This window comes from Streptomyces sp. NPDC005070 (genome assembly GCF_053600395.1).
On the sequence record NZ_JBSFZS010000326.1, the window covers coordinates 1 to 3209 of the forward strand.

A 3209-nucleotide genomic window follows, 5' to 3' on the forward strand; every position below is an offset into this window, starting at 1 on the left:
AACATCTACGGCGTCCTCAACGGCAGCGACAAGGCCCTGTGGTGGGACCTGAGGGACGGCAAGCTCGTCAACCGGATCGAGACCGTCACCACGCCCTCGACGGTGACCGCGAGGTCGAGACTGTGGGCGAGGGAGACGATCCCCTCGACGATCTTCAGGTCGACCGGGTCCGCCGGGAACTGCTGCATCCCCTGGGTGAAGGAGCGGTCCAGCTTGAGGATGCTGACCGGCAGCCGGCGCAGGTTGGCCAGGTTCGAGTAACCGGTGCCGAAGTCGTCGAGCGCGATGTCGACGCCCATCTCGGCGAGCCTGCGCAGCGGCTTGAGCAGGTCGTCGTCGGCGCCGATCAGCGCGGACTCGGTGACCTCCAGGCACAGCGCCCGGGCGTCGAGGCCCTCACGCTCCAGGATGTCGACGGTGTCCTGGACCAGGCCCGGATGAGTGAGCTGACACGGCGAGAGATTGACGTTGACGCGCAGCGGGCCCGAGTCGGTGTGCCGTTCCTGCCAGCTACGGGCCTGACGCACCGACTGCTCCAGGACCCAGCGGCCGAGCGGCACGATCAGTCCGGTGTGCTCGGCGAGCGGGATGAAGCGGTCGGGTCCGAGGACGCCGTGCTGCGGGTGCAGCCAGCGCACCAGCGCCTCCGCGCCCCGCACGCTGCCGTCGCCGAGGTGCACCAGCGGCTGGTACTCGATGAAGAACTCGCCCCGGTCCAGGGCGGCGGGCAGCGCGGTGGTGAGTCCGTTGCGGGTGATGGCCCGCGCGTCGGCCTCGGGGTCGGCCAGCTCGAAGCGGTTGCCGCCCGCGGACTTGGCCCGGTACATCGTGATGTCGGCGCTGCGCAGCACCTCGGCGGCACCGCGCTCCCCGGCCGGGCCCTCGACGACGCCGACGCTGCCGCGCACGGTCAGGTCACGGCCGTCGATGCTGATCGGGGTGACGAGCGCGTTCATGATGCGCCCGGCCAGTTCGTCGACCTCGCGCTCGGTGTGCGGGCCGGTGGTCAGGGCCACGAACTCGTCGCCGCCGAGCCGGGCGACCATCTCGCCGGGGGCGGTCGCGCAGGACTGGAGGCGGTCGGCGACCTCGACGAGCAGCCGGTCGCCGGCCGCGTGCCCGAGGCTGTCGTTGATGGTCTTGAAGCCGTCGAGGTCGAGGTAGCAGAGCCCGAAGCGCTGTCCCTCCCCCGCGGCCAGCGCCTTCTCCAGGCGCTCGAAGAACAGGGTCCGGTTGGGCAGTCCGGTCAGCGCGTCGTGGGTCGCCTCGTAGCGCAGCCGCAGATTGAGCAGCCGCCGCTCGGTGGTGTCCTCCATCAGCGCGAGCTGGTACTGGGGCTGGCCGTCCGCGTCGCGGAGCAGGGAGACCGTCAGATTGGTCCACAGGGCGGTGCCGTCGGGGCGGTAGAACGCCTTCTCCACGTGGTAGTGCTCGCGCTCGCCGCGCACCAGCTCCTCGTACAGCCGCCACACCTGGGGAGCGTCCTCGGCGTGTGTCCACTCCGGGACCTTGCGGCCGCGCATGGTCTGTTCGGAGCCGCCGAACATCCGCAGCAGGGCTCCGTTGGCCTGGAGGATGTTTCCTTCGAGGTCGGCGATGGCGATGCCTATGGCCGCGCCCTCGAACACCGCGCGGAAGCGGGCCTCGCTGTCGTGCAGTGCCTCGGCGACGGCGCTGCGCGCGGTCAACGCCGCCTGGGAGATGGCCTGTTGTTCGGAGAGGGTCCGCTCACGCAGCGCCTCGGCATACCCGGCGGCCATCGCGTGCTGGAGTCGCGCGGAGCGGGTCCGCAGGGCTTCCTTGGGACCGTCCTCGCCGCAGTAGAGCACCAGGTAGGCGTCGACGCAGTCGAGGGCCCTGCTGAGGGCCTCGGGGTCGGTGCAGTGCGCGGCGACGAGTGCGGCGCCGACGCCGCGCCCCTCGGCCGCCTCGAAGGTCCTGGCCCGCAGGGCCTCGCTCAGCCGCCGCGCGAGCGGCAGCAGTTGTTCCTCGAACTCCGGCCGGGTCAGCGAGGTGGAGGTCACGGGGAAGACCGCGCGGCTCCAGATCGTCGCGAACCGGCGCAGTCTGTCCTCCGGCCCGTCCGGCTCGGCGCTCACGCCGTGCGTCCCACGCCGCCGAACCCGGAGAAGGAATAGGGATCCTCGTCCTCGGACGCCGTGTCGGGCCGCCAGTTCGGCATCAGCACCAGTCCGGGTTCCACCATGTCGTACCCCTCGAAGAACCGCGCGATCTCGTCGCGCGTGCGCATGATCAGCGGGTTGCGGATGTCCTTGTAGACGTCGACCGTGCCCTCGGCCTGCTCCCGCAGGAACGGAATGCCCTCGAACGAGGCGTGCGTGACGACGAGCATGCTTCCCGGCGCGAGGGCGTCGCGCAGTTCGGCCACCGCCCGGTACGGGTCGTCCGCGTCTTCCACGAAGTGAAGTATGGCAACGAGAAGCAGTGCGACCGGCCGGTTCAGGTCGATCAGCCGCTGAACCGGGTGGCTCAGCAGGATTTCCTGAGGCTTGAGCAGGTCCGCGGCGACGACGGCCGCGTCCTCGTTGTCCCGCAGGACGACCTCGCTGTGTGCGACGGCAACCGGGTCGTGGTCGACGTAGACGACCCGCGCGCCGGGCCGGGCGGCCTGGGCGATCTCGTGGACGTTGCCGAACGTCGGAATGCCGGAGCCGATGTCGAGGAACTGATCGATGCCCTCGTCGACGGCGTGGCGGACGGCCCGGCGCATGAACGCCCGGTTCGCCTGCATGATCTTGGGAAGTCCCGGCATGAACTCCATCGCCTTGCGCGCCGCTTCCCGGTCGACCTCGAAGTTGTGCGAACCGCCCAGGTAGTAGTCGTATATCCGGGACACGCTCGGCAGTGAGATGTCAATGCTGCGAGGGGCCCAGGCGGGACGCTCCATCTATCTCTCCAAGGCGTAGGCGACGGCATGGACGATCCGGTGTTCGAGCAGAGGCTACTGATCGCCCGCCAAAGGAGCGAGTCAAACCGGAAATTGACCGTCCGTTCCCGGTCACTGCCCCAGGCACGTGCCGAATTGGCATCTGCGAACGTATACCGCGCACGCCACTCACCGCCCCCGCGAAATCCCTCCGAAGCGTTCCAAAAAGCTCCGCGGAGTCACGAAGCGTGGCCAAGTCTCCCGCCGGGCCGGGGCAGTTCCAGTGCGGCGACGACACCCAGGCCCCAGAGCTGTGCCTGGT

At 69.8% G+C, this 3209-nt stretch carries 1 protein-coding gene and 1 pseudogene; both read right to left on the minus strand.

What is annotated here, in order from left to right:
• Positions 1-83: 83 nt before the first annotated feature.
• Positions 84-2099: pseudogene (locus tag ACWEBX_RS38525) on the minus strand (putative bifunctional diguanylate cyclase/phosphodiesterase); the annotation flags it as partial.
• Positions 2096-2908 carry an SAM-dependent methyltransferase gene (locus ACWEBX_RS38530; RefSeq protein WP_451889376.1) on the minus strand — a complete coding sequence of 271 codons (813 nt, stop codon included), beginning with the start codon at positions 2906-2908 and terminating at the stop codon, positions 2096-2098. The gene ACWEBX_RS38530 and the pseudogene ACWEBX_RS38525, both read right to left, overlap by 4 nt.
• Between the last annotated feature and the right edge of the window lie 301 nt (positions 2909-3209).